This is a genomic window from Bordetella sp. FB-8 (genome assembly GCF_000382185.1).
Taxonomy (GTDB): domain Bacteria; phylum Pseudomonadota; class Gammaproteobacteria; order Burkholderiales; family Burkholderiaceae_B; genus Bordetella.
The window spans coordinates 2,846,822-2,863,553 of the sequence record NZ_KB907784.1 but is presented as its reverse complement, the minus strand read 5'-3'; the positions used below and the strand labels follow the sequence as shown (position 1 = coordinate 2,863,553).

Here is a 16,732-nt window from a genome sequence, read left to right as displayed (position 1 = left end):
AAGCACTGTGCTCGGCAGCACACTCGTAGCGGGTAAACCCTTATTAATTCTTACTTGTCCTCGGTATTGAGCCTGACTAATATTTCGAAAACTAATCGTATTTTATAAAATATGAGGTTGAAATGAGCCGGCACGATGCTTATCGGGAAGAGGTCATGGGGCGCGCCAATGTGGGCGATACACCGGAACGGGTGGCCTACTACCAGGAACTCGAGCGGTTCGACACCGCGGCGCTCTGGACAGTAGCCAACAAGATCGAGCCCTGGGAACCGAGGTCCGAGTCGGTCCCCGTCGTCTGGCGCTACCAGGATTTGCGCGAGCACGTGCTGCGTTCGATCGACCTGGTCACGCCGGAAGAGGCGGGCCGCCGCGTCATCTATCTGAACAACCCGGGCAGGCGCGAAGTCGCCGCGGCGGTAGGCTGGCTGTACTCGGGCCTGCAAGTCATGCGGCCTGGCGAAGCGGCATCGGCCCATCGGCATTCCGCCTGCGCCCTGCGCTTCATCATGGAGGGCCGCGGCGCCTACACCATCGTCGACGGCCACAAGATGACCCTGGGCGCCAATGACTTCGTCCTGACGCCCAACGGCACATGGCACGAACACGGCGTCAGCGCGGACGGCACGCCCTGCATCTGGCAGGATGGACTGGACATCCCCTTGGTCAATGCGCTGGAAGCCGGTTTCTATCAGGTGCATCCCGAGCTGCGGCAAGCCGTGACACACCCGGTAGACGACGCCACGCTTACCTGGGGCAATGCGGCGCTGCTGCCTGCCGGAGACGCATGGTCCAAGCCCTACTCGCCACTGCTCAAATACGAATGGGCGCCGACCTACGAAGCACTGCAGCGCCATGCCAGGGCGACCGAAGGCAGCCCTTTCGATGGCGTGCTCATGAACTACATCAATCCTGCCACCGGCGGCGCGGTCATGCCCACGATCGGCGCCAGCATGCAGATGCTGCGCCCGGGCGAGCACACCAAGGCGCACCGCCAGGTAGGCAGCTTTCTCTACCAGGTGGCCAAGGGCAGCGGCCATTCCATCATCAACGGCAAGCGCTACGACTGGAGCGAACGCGACATTTTCTGCGTGCCGTCGTGGGCCTTCCACGAACATGTCAACGGATCCGCCACGGACGATGCCTGCCTGTTCTGCTTTCACGACCTGCCGGTAATGCGGGCGCTCAAGCTCTATCGCGAAGAGGCGCTGGCGGACAACGGCGGCCACCAACCGATCATTGCCTAGGCGCACGGCGCACAGGCTTTTTGTCGCCCTCGCGGCGATCTTAAGGAGAAGAAATGCGTCTCGTGACGTACCGTACAACGCCCGCCGGACAAGCCCGCCTGGGAGCCGTGGCGGGAGATCGGGTCGTAGACCTGGCCCGCCTGGGTTCCGTAGCCGGGGTGCCGCTGCCCGACGATATGCTGGCCTTCATCGATCTGGGTCCGGACGCCGTATCCGCCGCGACACAGATGCTCGAATCCCACGCCGGCAGGTGGCCGGTAGGCACGGCCATCCCGTTCGAAAACGCCCGCCTGCTGGCGCCCATTCCCCGTCCGCGCAAGAACATCTTCGGCATCGGCCTGAACTACGTCGAGCACGTGGCCGAATCCAGCCGCACGCTAGACACCTCCAAGGACCTGCCCACCAAGCCGGTGATCTTCTCCAAGCCGCCCACCTGCGTGATCGGCCCGGGCGAGGCGATCGAGCACAACAAGGACATCACCCAGCAGTTGGACTGGGAGGTGGAGCTGGCCGTGATCATGGGCCGGCGCACGCACCGCGTGGCCGAGGCCGACGCGTTGGACTACGTATTCGGCTACAGCGTGATGATCGACGTCAGCGCGCGCGACTGCCGGCGCGCCGGGCAATGGATCTACTCCAAGGGACAGGACACCTACGGCCCGTTCGGCCCGTGCATCGTCACGGCGGACGAAATCCCCGATCCGCACGTACTGGACCTGTCGCTGACCGTCAACGGCGTGACTAAGCAAAGCTCCAACACCCGCTACATGCTGTTCAAGGTGCCGCACCTGATCGCCGACATCAGCGCCGCGATGACGATGGAAGCGGGCGACATCATCGCCACTGGCACGCCCGCGGGCGTAGGCGCGGGCCGCACGCCGCAGGAATGGCTCTGGCCGGGCGACGTGGTGGTGGCCACCGTGGAAAAAATAGGCGATCTGCGCCATCCCGTCGTCGCAGCCTGAAAACCCACCTCCAGGAACTCTGATCCCTTCTTGCCAGGAGCCTCGACCATGTTGAACCTTCCCCGCTTCAAGGCGGCCGCGGTACAGGCCGCGCCCGTCTTTCTGGACACCGATGCCACCGTCGACAAAGTGTGCGCGCTGATTGAGCAGGCCGCCGCCAACGGCGCCGAACTCATCGCGTTCCCCGAGGTCTTTGTGGCGGGATACCCGTATTGGAACTGGATCATGAATCCCGTCGAAGGGAGTCCCTGGTTCGAAAAGCTCTGCCGCAGCGCCATCGAGATACCGGGCCCCGAAATCCGGCGAATCGCGGCCGCTGCGCGGACTCACGCAGTTCATGTCGTGGTGGGCGTGAACGAGCGTTCCCCGATTGGCATAGGCACCCTCTACAACACCCTCGTCACCCTCGGCCCGGACGGCCGGCTGTTGGGCAGGCACCGCAAACTGGTGCCCACCTGGGCGGAAAAACTGACGTGGGCCAACGGCGACGGCTCTTCGCTGCGCGTGCATGATACGGCGATCGGCCCGCTGGGCGCCTTGGCGTGCGGCGAGAACACCAATACGCTTGCGCGCTTCGCGCTGCTGGCGCAGGGCGAACTCGTCCACGTAGCCAGCTACATCTCGCTTCCCGTGGCCCCGGCGGATTACGACATGACCGAAGCCATACGGGTGCGTTCGGCGGCTCATTCTTTTGAAGGCAAGGTCTACACCGTCGTGTCGTGCTCCACGATATCGGACGAGATCGTGCAGGCAATGAGCGCCACGCATCCGCAGGCCCGTGAAATGCTGCGCCGCCCCAATAGCGCGTTCTCAGGCATTCTCGGCCCGGACGGCCGGGTGATCGGCGATCCGCTCATCGATCGGGAGGGCATCGTCTACGCGGACATCGATCTGGGACGCTGCATACAGCCCCGCCAGATGCACGACATCACCGGGCACTACAACCGCTTCGACGTGTTCGATCTGCGGATCAACCGACGCAAGCTGAATCCGGCCCGCTTCCTGGATGATGAACCCGCGGCCCAAGACGAGTTCGATACACTGCTTGCCGCGCCCAACCCGAAAGAGGAGCAGCAGGTTTGAAACCCCGATTGAAGGTTGCTCGACAAGACGCCGGGCTGCCTTACGAAGCCGCTGGCGACCAGGTCGAGAACATTACCTTCGCCGAGCGCGTCTACCGGCTATTGCGGCGCGACCTCATCGCGGGGGAGATCGCGCCAGGCCAATCGCTACGCCTGGAGTTTCTCAAGCAGCGCTACGGGAGCAGCTTTTCACCCATACGCGAGGCGCTCAATCGCTTGCAAAGCGAACGGATGGTGGCATCGACCACGTCGCGTGGCTTTCGCGCGGCGCCGTTTTCGCGCGCCGAAATGCATGATGCCGCCGAGACCCGCATACTGATCGACTGCGAAGCCATGCGTCGTTCGCTCAGCAATGGGGACGACGCCTGGGAAACCGCGCTGGTGACGGCATTTCATGCGCTGACCCTGGCGGCAAGGCGGCGCCAAGCCCTCCCGCAAGAAGACGGGTCGATGGAACAGGGCGATGAACGGCTCGAACAGTGCCATCTGGGATTTCATCGGGCGCTGATCAGCGCCTGCGATTCGCGCTGGCTGATGGAGTTGTCCATGCAGATGTACACCCATACCGAGCGCTATCGCCGCCCCATGCTGCGCATCCGCCCGGCTCTTGGCGGCATGGACCGCGACGTGGGCAAGGAGCATCAGGCGTTGATGGATGCCGCGCTGACGCGCGACGCCGAACGGGCGGTCCGCCTGCTGACCGAGCACTACCGCAAGACCGTCGAATTGATCGAGAAGATTGCGTCTTTCGACGACAAATAAAAGCCAGGACCGAACCGCAGCCTGCGCGATGCCGGCATGGCGGTCCGGCGGTCCGGCGCTCAGCGCGGCCGCGCTGCCTTCTTCCCTGCCCTGACCGGTTTCTTCACCGGCTGGACAGGTTTGCTGGCCTTCTTGGCCTCGGCCCGGCGCTGCTTGGCAGTCTGGCCTTTCAGAGCCAGCGGCTTAGGCGCGGCGGCGCGCTTGATCTTGCGCGGTTCGTCGGCGCGGCGCGTGGACTCCTTGCGCAAGGTCTCGAAACTGGTGCCTTTGACTAGGCGGAACTCGATGCGGCGCGCTTCCAAATCCACGCGCGCGACCTGCACCTGCACCTTGTCGGTCAAGCGATAACGCATGCCGGTGCGCTCGCCGCGCAATTCGTGAAGGGCCTCGTTGAACTGGAAGTACTCGCCTCCCAGTTCCGACACATGCACCAAGCCTTCGACGTGCAGTGTGTCCAGCGTGACGAAGATGCCGAAACTCGCCACGCCCGTGACCGTGCCGCTGAAGTCCTCGCCCACGCGTTCCTTGACGAACCAGCATTTGAGCCAGGCCTCCACATCGCGCGAAGCCTCGTCGGCGCGGCGCTCGGTGGCCGAAAGGATGAGGCCGAGTTTTTCCCAGACCGCGTGCTCGTGCTCGCCCTGCGACTCCCCCTTGATGACGGGCTGGCCTTCGAGCCGCGGCACATAGCGCTGGCCTTCGATCAAGGCCTTGATGACGCGATGCGTCAACAGGTCGGGATAGCGCCGGATGGGTGAAGTGAAATGCGAGTAACCCGGGTAGGCCAGGCCGAAGTGGCCGACGTTGTCGGGGCTGTAGATGGCCTGCTGCATGGAACGCAGGCACATGGTCTGCAGCAGCGGGAAATCGGGCCGACCGCGCACCGAGTCGATGAATTTTCCGTAGTCGGCCGCAGTGGGTTCGTCGCCCCCCCCCATGGACAGCCCCACGGTGCGCAGGAATTCGCGCAGCGACTGCAGGCGTTCCGGCGTGGGGCCTTCGTGTACGCGATACAGGCCGGGATGCTTGCTGCGCGACATGAAGTCCGCCGCACAGGTATTGGCCGCCAGCATGCACTCCTCGATGAGCTTGTGCGCCTCGTTGCGCACCACGCCCACGATCTGTTCGATGCGGCCCAACTGGTTGCAGACGATCTTGGTCTCGACCGTCTCGAAATCGATGGCGCCGCGCTTCTTGCGCGCTTGGGCCAGCTGCAGGTAGATCTCGTGCAGATTGCGGATCTGCGGCAGCACGCCCTGCAGCGCATTGGCCGCCGGCCCTCCCGGCTGCTGCAGCGCAGCCCATACATTGGTATAGGTCGTGCGCGCATGCGAGTACATGACCGCGTTGTAGAACTGGTAGGCCGTGACCGTGCCGGCTTTGGCGCCGCTGGCCGGGATGATCATGTCGCACACCAGCACCAGCCGATCCACCTGCGGGTTCAATGAACACAGGCCGTTGGACAGCGACTCAGGCAGCATGGGTATGACCCGGCGCGGGAAGTACACGCTAGTGCCACGCTCGAGTGCGTCTTCATCCAGCGGCTCGTCGGGTTGCACATAGTGGCTGACGTCGGCGATAGCCACCAGCAGGCGCCAGCCCGGGCGCTTGCGCTGGCCCGTGCCCAGGTCCACGGGTTCGCAATAGACCGCGTCGTCGAAATCGCGCGCGTCTTCACCATCGATGGTGATGAGCGGCACGTCGCGCAGGTCCACCCTGCCCTTCAGATCCGGCTTGCGCACCACGTCGGGCAGGCGTCCGGCCTGCTTGTGCGCCGCCTCGGAAAAATCGACCGGCACGTCGAACTTGCGCACCGCGATCTCGATCTCCATGCCGGGATCGTCGATCTCGCCCAGCACCTCGGAGACGCGGCCCAGGGGCTGAGTGTGCCGGGTGGGCTGCTCGATGATCTGCACCGACACCACTTGGCCGTGCTGCGCGCCGTTGGTATCTCCGGGAGGAATGAGGATGTCGTGCTTGATGCGCTGATCTTCCGGCACCACGATGGACAGACCATGCTCGTGCAGAAAGCGGCCCACCAGCTTGTTGGTGCGCCGCTCGATGACTTCGACGATCGTGCCTTCCGGCTTGCCGCGGTAGTCGCCCGAAGGCTTGGCCAGCACGCGGTCGCCGTGCAGCACCTTGAGCATCTCGCGCGGCGCCAGGAAGAGGTCCGGCCCGCCATCGTCGCGCAGCAGAAAGCCGAAGCCGTCGCGGTGCCCCTGCACCTTGCCCGCCACGAAATCGAGCTTGTTGGCAAGCAGCAGCAAGCCCTTGCGGTTGGGCATCAGCTGGCCGTCCCGCTCCATGGCGGAGAGCCGGCGGTCAAAGCCCACGCGCGTGGCCTCGCGCTCGACGCTCATGCGCTGAGCCAGGTCATCGGCCGACAAGGGCGCGGGAGCCGAGCGCAAGGCGTTCAATATGGCCTCACGCGAAGGAACGTCCGGGTCGAACTCGGGCGGCGTTTGCGGCACGACCTTGGCCGGCCCGGACGTCCTTGCGGCGCGCGGCGCGGCGGCTTTGGGCGATTCGTCCGCTTGGGTGGAACGCGCTTGCGGCTTGGCCTGTTCGGCCATGCCACTCGGTTCGGCGAGCGGGTCCTCCTGCGGATTCTTCAGGCCTCCCAGGAGAACGGATGGTTTGTGCGTGCCGCTGTTCGGTCGTTTTGCCAAAGCTAAAAATCCTGTTTATAATGCGCAGCTTCTGTGGCCAGCCCAAGGCTAGACACTGAATAGAATGTACCGCTGAAAAGCCTGCTTTTTGCAGGTCGTGAATGTGCTGCGAAGCGTATCACAACCCCCAGCGTGACGCGCTAACAGTGCCCAGGTGGCGGAATTGGTAGACGCGCATGGTTCAGGTCCATGTGCCGCAAGGTGTGGAGGTTCGAGTCCTCTCCTGGGCACCACAGAATTTCTAGGCGGTTAGCTCAGATGGTTAGAGCGCCACGTTGACATCGTGGAGGTCGTTGGTTCGATTCCAATACCGCCTACCAATAGCAAAGACGTCCGTAGTTTTGGATGGACGTTGATAAAAAAGCCCTAGATTTCACTGGTCTGGGGCTTTTTGTTGCCTACGGAAGTCTCGCGCAGATGCGCAAGGCCATATGGCGGCATGGACCGCGAAGACAGGAAACCGCCATGCAGGCGGCCCTGCGTCCCGCATCCCCAAACCCGTATCGGGCGACACAAGTCAATCTCCCTTTATGTGCGCGTTGCGGATGACATCGCCCCATTTGACCATTTCGGAATCGATAAACTTGCCGAATTCGGCGGCGCTGGTGCCGTGGGGTTCCATACCCTGCAATATGAACTTGCTGCGCACGTCCTTGTCGCGCAGAGCGCGGTTGACCTCTTTATCCATGCGGCCGACGATGGCATCGGGCACGCCGGACGGCGCCATGAAGCCGTACCAGGCGGAGGCGACCACGCTGGACAGCCCCTGCTCGCGCAACGTGGGAGCCTGGGGATAGATCCTGCTGCGCTCGGATGAAGCAACGCCCAGCACCCGCAGCTTGCCAGACTGAATGTAAGGCAGCGCGACGGTGATGGCCGTGAGCGTCGCGTCAAGCCTGCCTGCAAGCAGATCGGTATAGGCCATGGCATCGCCCCGGTACTGGACCACGACCCCTTTCACGCCGGCTTCGCGCAGAAACAGCTCCGCAGCCAGGTGTGGCAGCGAGCCGTTGCCAGGCGACCCGAAAGTCAATCCGTCGGGGCGCGACTTGCCGTAAGCGGCCAGATCCTGCGCCGTTTTCACCGGCAGCTTCGCGTTGACGACCAGAAATAGCGGAACCGTTGCGGTCATGGCGACCGGTTTCAGATCTTTCCTGGGGTCGTAGCCCAGCTTGCCGTACAGCGCCTCCAGCGTCGCATAGGGCGCAGCAGCGTACAGAAAAGTGTATCCGTCGGCGGACGCATGAGCCACGTACTCGTTGGCTACGCGGGTGCCCGCGCCCGCCCTGTTCTCGACAATGAAAGACTGGCCCAGGCGATGTCCGACATATTGCCCGATGATTCGTGCCGAGATGTCATTGGGTCCGCCGGCCCCATAAGGGGAGATGATTCTTACGGTATGGGAGGGCCAGCGTCCCTGCGCAAACACACGCGGCACGATGCCGCAAAAAAGACCTGCAGTGGCTGCGCGCAGCAGCGCCCTTCGGTTCACGCTCATGGTTTTGTCTCCTGATTTATTCGAATATGCGTCGGTGCCGGCCGGCGCACCTGAACATCGGCGCACACGCCCGTCCCACTCTGTTTGGGCTTGACGATTCCCGTCGAGCCCAAAGTAGGACGCCCCATGATAGGAGGCGTTATATATCAAATCAAATTTCAATTTATTTATAATTAATAGGATTATCTAATATATAAATTTTCCTTCTCCGATCACCAGCGAGGGCTTGCATGCCACTGGACATTACACTGAGACAACTGCGCGCCTTCATTGCCGTGCTTGATTCCGGCAGCTTCTCGGAAGCGGCTCAAACCATGCACCTTTCGCAGGCGGCACTCAGCGGGTTGATCAAGGAACTGGAAGGCCGGCTCGGTGTACGCCTGCTGGACCGCAACACACGCAGCGTCGGCGTGTCCGTAGTCGGATCCGCATTCGAGCCCATGGCCCGCCGCGTGCTCGCCGCGACAGAAGACGCAGTACAAAGCGTGACCAATCTGAAAGACCTGCGCCGCGGCCTGATCCGGGTAGCCGCCCCCGAACCGCTATCGTGCACCTTGCTGCCCGAACTGATCGCCGGCTACGTCGAGCGCTATCCGGGTGTCGATGTCCGATTCGACGATGTGCCGATCGAGCAAGTGTTGTCCAATCTGCATAGCGGCAGCTCGGATCTGGGCTTTGGTCCGGCCGGCGTTCTGGCGGACGACGCGGTGGAGGCCCACATGATCCGGGTCGACCCGCTCTGGGCCGCGTTGCGCCGGGACGACCCGCTGGCGGCCAGTGATTCGGTGAGTTGGCAGGACCTGCGTGAACGAGCGCTCATCAACTATATGCCCAACCTGGCGCTCAACGTCCTGAGCCACGTTCCGCAGCGCCACCACCCCGGGAACGTTGTGCCGGTGCACCGCGTCAATACGGCACTCGCCCTGCTGAAATTCAGGCCGGGCTATGTCATCTGCCCTTCCATGTCACGGTCGCTGGTAGAAGGCTTCGGTCTGGCCTTCCTGCCTCTGCGCCAGCCTGCGGTCACCTGGCGCATTGCGATCTTCGCGCGCCAAAGGGACGCGCTGTCGCCCGCCGTGGAAAGCTTCCTAGACTACGCGCTCGACATGGCGGCGACCTGGGATGGCAGCCGACCGACACCCAAGACGAAACAGCATCACAATAAATAAGATAAACCTATAAAACATTCTAAAATTGCGTCTTGTCTGATAAAAGCCAGGCCGGTATCTTGAACGATCGTACCCGGCGACCGCGAGCAATGCGGACGTCCGCGGTGTCTACGGGCAGTAGCCCCGAATCCCGCCAAGCCGCCTCATGACTTTGCCAGAAGACCTCGACTCATTCCTCTCTCCCGCATCGATCGCCGTCGTCGGCGCCTCCGCCACACCCGGCAAGATCGGCGCCGTCCCAGTGCGCTATCTCATCGAACAGGGCTATCCCGGCGAGATTTATCCCATCAACGCGCGCGCCGGGGAAATCCAGGGCCGGCGCGCCTATGCCACCCTGCGGGCGGTGGGCCGGCCGATCGACCTGGCGATTTTTGCGATCCCAGCCGCAGGTACGCACGCCGCTCTCGAAGATGCGATCCAGGCGGGCGTGAAGAACCTCGTCGTGTTCTCCGCCGGATTCGCGGAAATGGATGAACAGGGCGAGCAAGCCCAGCGCCGATTCGCCGGAAAAGCGCGCGAGGCCGGCATCCGGGTGCTGGGTCCGAACTGCCTGGGCTTCATGAATGTGGCCCGGTCGGTGTACGCGACTTTTTCTCCGGTGGTCTCGACCGGCCTGGCCAGGCCCGGCGGCGTCGGACTGGTGAGCCAGAGCGGCGCCTTCGGTGCCTATGCGTATGCCATGGCGCGCCAGCGCGACGTGGGACTTTCAATGTGGGTAACCACGGGCAACGAATCGGACATCAGCGTGGCGGACTGCATCGCCTGGATGGCGCACGATCCGGCCACGAAAATCATCATGGCCTATCTGGAAGGCTGCCGCGACGGCGCCAGTCTGCGCCGGGCCCTGGATCTGGCGCGTGCCGCCGGCAAGCCTGTGGTGGCGGTCAAGGTCGGCCGCACCGCCCTGGGCGCCAGCGCCGCCGCCTCGCACACCGCCGCGCTGGCCGGTGACGACGCGGCTTTCGATGCACTGCTGCGCCAGCACGGAGCCTGGCGCGCGCGCAGCATCGAGGAATTCTTCGACATCGCCCATAGCCTGGCCGTGGCGGGCCTGCCGGCAAACCCGCAGGTCGGCCTGCTGACCGTCTCCGGCGGCGTCGGCGTCATGATGGCCGATGACGCTGCCGAGGCGGGCCTGGACGTTCCGGCGCTACCGCCCGCCGCACAAGCGAAGATCCGTGCCCGCATACCTCTGGCTGCCACGCGCAACCCAGTCGATATCACCGGACAGGTCACTGCGGAGCCCGGTCTGCTGGAGACGACCGCCCGCATCATGCTCGGTGACGCCGGCCACGGCAGTCTGCTCATTTTCCTGGCGGCGTTCGGCGCCATGCCCGCCATGCAGGAAATCCAGCGGAACATGGCACGTAACCTGCACCGCGATTTCCCGGGAAGACTGGTGATCTTCAGCGCGCTGACCGGTTCCGAGCAGCAGCAGGCTCTGGAAGCATCCGGCTGCCTGAGCTTTGCGGATCCCGCCCGCGCGATCCGCGTCCTGGCCGCGATGAATTTTTTCCGGACGCGCACAAGCCAGCCGGCGATCGCCGCCGCGCCTGTGGCCGCCCTGGTCTTGCAGCCCGGTCCGTATAACGAAGCCGACGCCATGGCGCTGCTGCGCGAATCGGGCATCCCGGCGGTGCCGACGCGCCGCGCGGCATCCCGCGACGAGGCAGTCGTCCATGCGCGCGCGCTGGGCTTTCCGGTGGCCATGAAGGTGCTGTCGGCGGACATCCCGCACAAGAGCGATGTCGGCGGCGTAATCCTGAACATACGTGATGAGAACGAAGCGGGCGCGGCACACGACCGGATACTGCAGTCCGCAGGCCGTGCGGCGCCTGCCGCGCATCTGGACGGCGTGCTGGTCGCACCGATGATCCGAGGTGGCGTGGAATGCATTCTCGGGGCGCGGCGGGACCCCGCGTTGGGCGTGGTGGTGATGCTGGGATCGGGCGGCGTGAACGTCGAACTGCTGGGTGACGTCGCTCTGCGCCTGGCGCCGGTGGACCTCGCACAAGCACACGCGATGATCGATGAGCTCAAGACCGCGCCTATGCTGCGCGGGTTCCGTGGCGCGCCGATGGCCGACGAACCCGCCCTGGCCGAGGCGATCGTGCGCCTTTCCCATTTTGCCATCGCAGCCGGCGATGCACTGGAGTCGGTGGAACTGAATCCCTTCGCGGTGCTGCCGCGCGGCCAGGGCGCCCTGGCGCTGGACGCCTTCCTGCAGTTCAGAGCCGACCCGGACGACATGCGACAGACGGTGATCACGACGCTGCCGTTGTTCGAGATGGCGCGCATGCGTGCCGTGAACACCCCACGCAAGCACGCCGTGCGAGGCTTTGCTGGCGAGAGTCCGGCCTCGCGCATGCGCTGGGTCAACCTGTTCACCCACACCCGGCGCCTGCGCGGCCCGCAGGACAGGGAAGTCGTCACGCCCAACAACGACACCTTGTTCACCAATGCCTGGCTGGACCTTTCGACGGGTCCGCTGGTCATCGATGTTCCGGCCATGGGCGAGCGTTACTGGGTGCTGGGCTTTCTGGACGCCTGGACCAACCCGTGGGCCTATGCCGGGCGCCGCACCACCGGCGGCGATGCGCAGCGCCTGTTCGTGCACGGCCCCGCCTGGACGGGCGACGCGCCGGCGGACATGCACTGCATCAGCGCACCGAGCGACGACGTCTGGGTCATCGGCCGCATTCTGGCCGACCACGACGACGAGGATCTGACGCGGGTCCACACCCTGCAAGACTGCTTCGCCATTCGCAGGCCCGACGGCACACCGGCGCTCGCGCGCATCGACACCTTGATCGACGACCCCGGCACCGGCACGCCCACCGCCGCGGAATACCTGCGCGTGCTGCAATCCATGCTGGCCCGCAACCCGTCGCCGCGGCCCCTGCCGGGTTGGCCGCCGGCACCGCAGGACCTGCAGCCGGCCCTGGCGCAGGTCTACGCGGAGCTGCGCGACGTGGCTCACCCCTCGGAACTGGGCGGCGGCTGGACCACGGCAGTCTCGGTACGCAGAAACTTCGGCGACGACATCCTCGCGCGCGCGCGGGTGGCGCGCAACTGGATTGGCACGCTCGGCACCGAGGAGGCCATGTACATCATGGCCGAAGTGGACGCTGACGGCCAGGCGCTCACCGGCGCAAGGCGCTATGTCCTGCGCTTCGCGCCGCAGGCCGAGCCGCAGGTCGGCGCGTTCTGGTCGATCACGCTCTACCGGCGCAGCGACTGTCTCCTGGTGGTCAATCCCATGGGTCGGCATTCCATCGGCGATCGGACCCACGGCCTGCGGCGCGACGCCGACGGCGGACTGAGCATTTACATACAGACCGAAGATCCCGGCCCGGAAAAGAATTGGCTGCCCGCGCCAGCGGGCGCGGGTTTCTATCTGACCCTGCGCCTGTACCAGCCTGGACGCGCGCACCTGGACAGCACGTTCGAATACCCACCGGTGCGCCGGGCGGACTGACGCGAAGGACTTTGCATGGAACAGGACATCTACGTCGTCGGCGCCCTGCGCACCGCCATCGGCAGCTTCGGCGGCACGCTGAAGGACATGCCCCTGGCCGACCTGGCAGCCACGGTCGTGCGCGAGGCCGTGGCCCGCAGCGGCGCGGCGCCGGACACCGTGGGACACGTCTCGATGGGTACGGTCATCGCCACGGAACCCCGCGACATCTATCTGAGCCGCATCGCCGCGATCGAGGCGGGCCTGCCGCATTCGGTATCGGCATTCAACGTCAATCGTCTGTGCGGATCGGGCCTGCAGGCCATCGTGTCCTCCGCGCAGGCCATCGCGGCCGGAGACTGCGATGTCGCCGTGGGCGCCGGCGCCGAATCCATGTCGCGGGCAGGTTACCTGACGCCCGCCGCGCGCTGGGGCGCCCGCATGGGCGATGCGGTCATGCTCGACCTGATGCTCAACGCCTTGCATGACCCCTTCCACGGCATCCATATGGGCATGACAGCCGAGAACGTGGCGCAGCGCTTTGGCATCACGCGCCGCATGATGGACGAATTGGCTGTCGCCAGTCATCAGCGCGCCGCAGCAGCGATTCGAGCCGGCCGATTCAAGGAACAAATCGTCCCGCTGCGGATTGTCGCCCGCAAGGGCACCATCCTGTTTGACACGGACGAACATGTCAGACCGGACACCGACCTGCAAACACTGGCCGCCATGAAGCCCATCTTCAAGCGCGAAGGCGGCAGCGTCACCGCGGGCAATTCATCAGGCATCAATGACGGCGCGGCCGCTCTGGTTCTGGCTGGCGCATCGGCCGTAAAGGCCCAGGGCCTCACGCCTCTGGCCCGCCTTGTAGGACACGCCTACGCGGGCGTGGATCCGGCGCTCATGGGCATGGGTCCCATCCCCGCCACGCAAAAGCTTCTTGCGCGCACCGGATTGAAGGTGTCGGATCTGGACGTTATTGAATCGAACGAGGCCTTCGCGGCACAGGCCTGCGCGGTGAGCCGCGAACTGGAGTTTGATCCAGCAAAAGTCAATCCAAACGGCTCCGGCATCTCGCTGGGTCATCCGGTGGGCGCCACCGGAGCGATCATCGCCACTAAAGCGATCCACGAGCTGCAGCGCATTGGCGGACGCTACGCCCTCGTGACAATGTGCATCGGCGGCGGCCAGGGAATAGCCGCCATTTTCGAAAGAACATGATTGACCCGGGAATCGGCCGATCTGCGAAGGAATACATTCATGCTGAAACGACTGCAAGGCAGAGTGGCCATAGTCACCGGTGCGGGAGGTGGATTAGGCCGCGCCCACGCTCTGGAACTGGCGCGCCAGGGAGCCCGGGTCGTGGTCAACGACATAAGCGAGACCGCCCACGCGGTTGCCCAGGAAATACGTCAAATGGGCGGCGCGGCCGCAGGCTATGCAGGCAGCGTAGCGCGGTATGACGAGATGCAGTGCATGGTTGCCCAGACCATGGCCGCTTTCGGCCGCATCGATATTCTGGTGAACAATGCCGGCATCCTGCGCGACCGAACCTTTGCCAAGATGCCGCTGGACGACTTTCGCCTGGTGCTGGAAACACACGTCATGGGATCGGTCAACGCCACCAAGGCTGTCTGGCCCCACATGCAATCGCAGCGCCACGGCCGTATTGTCATGACCACCTCTTCGTCGGGGTTATACGGCAGCTTTGGCCAGTCGAACTATGCCAGCGCCAAGATGGCCTTGGTCGGCTTGATGCAGACGCTGGCGCTGGAGGGTGCCAAGCACAATATACGCGTGAACTGCCTTGCGCCCAGCGCAGTCACTGCCATGACCTCGGATCTGCTGCCGCCACAAGCTGCGCAAATCCTCACTCCTGAGCGCGTCAGTCCTGGACTGGTCGCGCTGGTGGACGATGACGCCCCCACCCGCACGATTCTCCTGGCCGGTGGCGGCAGCTTCGAATGCGCCCACATTACGATGACGCGAGGAATCCACATCGCCGACACAGAAGATGCCACGCAAGCACTGCACGACCGCTTTGAGCAAGCGTGGGAGCAGGCCGGACAGACCATTCCCGAGTCGGGCTGGGACCAACCGAGGCACGAGCTGGCCAAGGCGTTGGGCAGGCCAAGCGACATAAAGTAGTCGATTTCTCTCGAATAAGCTTTCATCCCCTTCCCCATCACATCGGGCCGGGCCTTGGGGCTGCCGGTACTGCGGCGATGCCGGCGAACATTGACAATGGATGGGCACATGGAAGACCATTGAGCGAGAAATGCGGCTGCCACCTATGCCTCACAGTCGAGAAAAATCTTCACTCGGGAGGAACGATAAGGTGATGCTAAAAAAACCGGCTGACCTATCGAGACTAACGCTCAACTGGCGTATCGTTCTCCCCGTCTTTCCGATATGTGCCGCCTTGATAGGCCTGAGTGCGTGGTACAGCTGGAATGCCTACAAGCACCAGAATCAGACACTGGCGCAGACCACCCGCAGCGCGGCGGATATCGTTGCGCAGCAATTGCAGGACACGATGCAAGTGGCCGGCATGCTATTGCAGACACTACGCAGTCAGACTGCTCGTCATGCCATGGACGCCGCGTCGATAGCGGAAATCACCGGTGAGATGCGTCTTGCAGAAGCCGATCTGCCGCAACTGGACAACCTGATTCTTTTCGATGAACAGGGCAATCTGGTGGCGACGTCCGGCAACTCCTCGCCTGCCGGGATAAATGTCGCCGATCGGGGATACTTCGTCTATCACCGTACGCATGCCGGCCAGCGCATCCGCATCAACCCTCCGTTGATCAGCCGCATATCGCACCGCTGGGTCCTGCCCCTGACGATACGCACCGACCATCCGGACGGCAGCTTCGCCGGCGTTGCGGCAGTCAATATAAATTTCGACTCCCTGGCGGAGTTCTACAGCCGGATGAATCTCGGAGCCGACAGCGTCGTCGACATCATTCTCGAGGACGGAACATTGTTGATGCACTGGCCGACAACGGACGACGCCTTAGGCAGGAATTTCTCCCAGTCGAGCCTGTTTCAGGCTGTCCTGCAGGAAGGCGATCAGGGATCCCGCACGATAAGCTCACCGATGGACGGAACCGTCCGGCATTTCAGCTTCCGCAAGCTCGATCACTACCCGGTATTTGTCCTAGTTGGAATGTCGGTGCATGAGGCGTACCTGTCCTGGTGGCGCGATACGATTGCGCACGCGATCGCCTGCATCGCCGTTGCCGTGCTGATCAGCTGGTTCAGCGTACGGCTGATGCAGCAGATCGCGCTGCGCGACCATGTCGAAAACGAATTGTTCCAGGCCAATCAGGCTCTGCAAAACATGGCAATGCACGACGGCCTGACCGGCGTCGCGAACCGCCGGTATTTCGATATCGCCCTTGCCGAGAAATTCAGCCTGGCGAAACGTCACGCCTATCCGCTGGCGACCATCATGTTCGACATCGATTTCTTCAAACAATACAACGACCGGTATGGCCACCAGGCCGGAGACGAGTGCCTCAAGCGCGTCGCGCGCGCAATCGGCTCGGTTGCGGCAAAGCGGCCTGGCGATATACTCGCCCGCTATGGCGGGGAAGAATTCGTGGTGCTGCTTCCCGGCGCCGACACGGGCGGTGCCGTGATGGTGGCCGAGCGCATCCTCGCCGCGGTGCAGTCGCTGGGCATACCGCACACAGGCAGTCCTGCCGGCATCGTTACACTCAGCGCCGGAGTCGGCGCCTTCCAGGCCGTGCAAGAAACCGACGACCCCGATCGGCTGCTGACGCAGGCGGACGAGGCGCTTTACCAAGCAAAGAAGGACGGCCGTAATCGCGTATGTAGCGCAGCGGATCTGGCCGCGCAGTTCTGAACCGGCCCA

Annotated in this window: 11 protein-coding genes and 2 tRNA genes; 11 read left to right on the top strand and 2 right to left on the bottom strand. The window is 63.9% G+C overall.

Translation table 11 applies throughout. The features are described from left to right. Positions 1-122: 122 nt before the first annotated feature. The 4 genes from H143_RS0113660 to H143_RS0113645 are packed head-to-tail and all read left to right on the top strand — an operon-like array spanning position 123 to position 4,053. On the top strand, positions 123-1,244 hold the full coding sequence (locus H143_RS0113660) for a cupin domain-containing protein (protein ID WP_019938811.1): 1,122 nt from the start codon (positions 123-125) through the stop codon (positions 1,242-1,244). Positions 1,245-1,297: 53 nt separating this feature from the next. After that, positions 1,298-2,209: a fumarylacetoacetate hydrolase family protein gene (locus tag H143_RS0113655; RefSeq protein ID WP_019938810.1), complete on the top strand. Its 912-nt coding sequence runs from the start codon at positions 1,298-1,300 to the stop codon at positions 2,207-2,209. A gap of 48 nt (positions 2,210-2,257) precedes the next feature. Beyond that, positions 2,258-3,292 carry a carbon-nitrogen hydrolase family protein gene (locus H143_RS0113650; protein WP_019938809.1) on the top strand — a complete coding sequence of 345 codons (1,035 nt, stop codon included), beginning with the start codon at positions 2,258-2,260 and terminating at the stop codon, positions 3,290-3,292. Next, a complete protein-coding gene (locus tag H143_RS0113645) occupies positions 3,289-4,053 on the top strand; it encodes a GntR family transcriptional regulator (RefSeq protein ID WP_026350049.1) in 765 nt (254 codons plus the stop codon). Before H143_RS0113650 ends, H143_RS0113645 begins: the two co-directional genes overlap by 4 nt. Positions 4,054-4,112: 59 nt before the next feature. Here the strand turns inward: H143_RS0113645 and rnr are convergent, their stop codons facing one another. Next, the gene (rnr, locus tag H143_RS0113640; RefSeq protein WP_026350048.1) at positions 4,113-6,527 is read right to left on the bottom strand and encodes a ribonuclease R; all 2,415 of its coding nucleotides are present in this window, start codon (positions 6,525-6,527) and stop codon (positions 4,113-4,115) included. 346 nt (positions 6,528-6,873) lie between these two features. Here rnr and H143_RS0113635 point away from each other — a divergent pair. Both H143_RS0113635 and H143_RS0113630 read left to right on the top strand, forming a co-directional pair. Further along, positions 6,874-6,958 (top strand) — tRNA-Leu (locus tag H143_RS0113635). A 10-nt stretch (positions 6,959-6,968) separates the two neighbouring features. Continuing rightward, positions 6,969-7,045 (top strand) — tRNA-Val (locus H143_RS0113630). 197 nt (positions 7,046-7,242) lie between these two features. On the opposite strand, the gene H143_RS0113625 is transcribed toward H143_RS0113630, so the two are convergent. Then, entirely contained in the window at positions 7,243-8,223 is a 981-nt protein-coding gene (locus H143_RS0113625) for a tripartite tricarboxylate transporter substrate binding protein (RefSeq protein WP_019938806.1), read from the bottom strand. A gap of 230 nt (positions 8,224-8,453) precedes the next feature. Between H143_RS0113625 and H143_RS0113620 the strand changes: the two genes are divergently transcribed. The 5 genes from H143_RS0113620 (at position 8,454) to H143_RS0113600 (ending at position 16,723) form a co-directional block, all read left to right on the top strand. Beyond that, positions 8,454-9,392, top strand: a complete 939-nt coding sequence (locus H143_RS0113620; protein WP_019938805.1) for a LysR family transcriptional regulator — start codon at positions 8,454-8,456, stop codon at positions 9,390-9,392. Positions 9,393-9,537: 145 nt separating this feature from the next. After that, positions 9,538-12,870 (top strand): acetate--CoA ligase family protein, encoded by a 3,333-nt coding sequence (locus tag H143_RS0113615; RefSeq protein WP_019938804.1) that lies wholly within the window; start codon positions 9,538-9,540, stop codon positions 12,868-12,870. Between the two features lie 15 nt (positions 12,871-12,885). Then, positions 12,886-14,070, top strand: coding sequence for an acetyl-CoA C-acyltransferase family protein (locus H143_RS0113610; protein WP_019938803.1), 1,185 nt, complete (start codon positions 12,886-12,888; stop codon positions 14,068-14,070). 39 nt (positions 14,071-14,109) lie between these two features. Continuing rightward, on the top strand, positions 14,110-14,997 hold the full coding sequence (locus H143_RS0113605; protein WP_026350047.1) for an SDR family NAD(P)-dependent oxidoreductase: 888 nt from the start codon (positions 14,110-14,112) through the stop codon (positions 14,995-14,997). 130 nt (positions 14,998-15,127) lie between these two features. Next, positions 15,128-16,723, top strand: a complete 1,596-nt coding sequence (locus H143_RS0113600; RefSeq protein WP_196801309.1) for a sensor domain-containing diguanylate cyclase — start codon at positions 15,128-15,130, stop codon at positions 16,721-16,723. Positions 16,724-16,732 lie beyond the last annotated feature (9 nt).

What these genes read in the sequence shown, in the direction of transcription:
- H143_RS0113660 (WP_019938811.1), top strand. Translation starts at nt 123, where the DNA reads ATGAGCCGGCACGATGCTTATCGGGAAGAGGTCATGGGGCGCGCCAAT.
- H143_RS0113655 (WP_019938810.1), top strand. Translation starts at nt 1,298, where the DNA reads ATGCGTCTCGTGACGTACCGTACAACGCCCGCCGGACAAGCCCGCCTG.
- H143_RS0113650 (WP_019938809.1), top strand. Translation starts at nt 2,258, where the DNA reads ATGTTGAACCTTCCCCGCTTCAAGGCGGCCGCGGTACAGGCCGCGCCC.
- H143_RS0113625 (WP_019938806.1), bottom strand. Translation starts at nt 8,223, where the DNA reads ATGAGCGTGAACCGAAGGGCGCTGCTGCGCGCAGCCACTGCAGGTCTT.
- H143_RS0113620 (WP_019938805.1), top strand. Translation starts at nt 8,454, where the DNA reads ATGCCACTGGACATTACACTGAGACAACTGCGCGCCTTCATTGCCGTG.
- H143_RS0113615 (WP_019938804.1), top strand. Translation starts at nt 9,538, where the DNA reads ATGACTTTGCCAGAAGACCTCGACTCATTCCTCTCTCCCGCATCGATC.
- H143_RS0113610 (WP_019938803.1), top strand. Translation starts at nt 12,886, where the DNA reads ATGGAACAGGACATCTACGTCGTCGGCGCCCTGCGCACCGCCATCGGC.
- H143_RS0113605 (WP_026350047.1), top strand. Translation starts at nt 14,110, where the DNA reads ATGCTGAAACGACTGCAAGGCAGAGTGGCCATAGTCACCGGTGCGGGA.
- H143_RS0113600 (WP_196801309.1), top strand. Translation starts at nt 15,128, where the DNA reads ATGCGGCTGCCACCTATGCCTCACAGTCGAGAAAAATCTTCACTCGGG.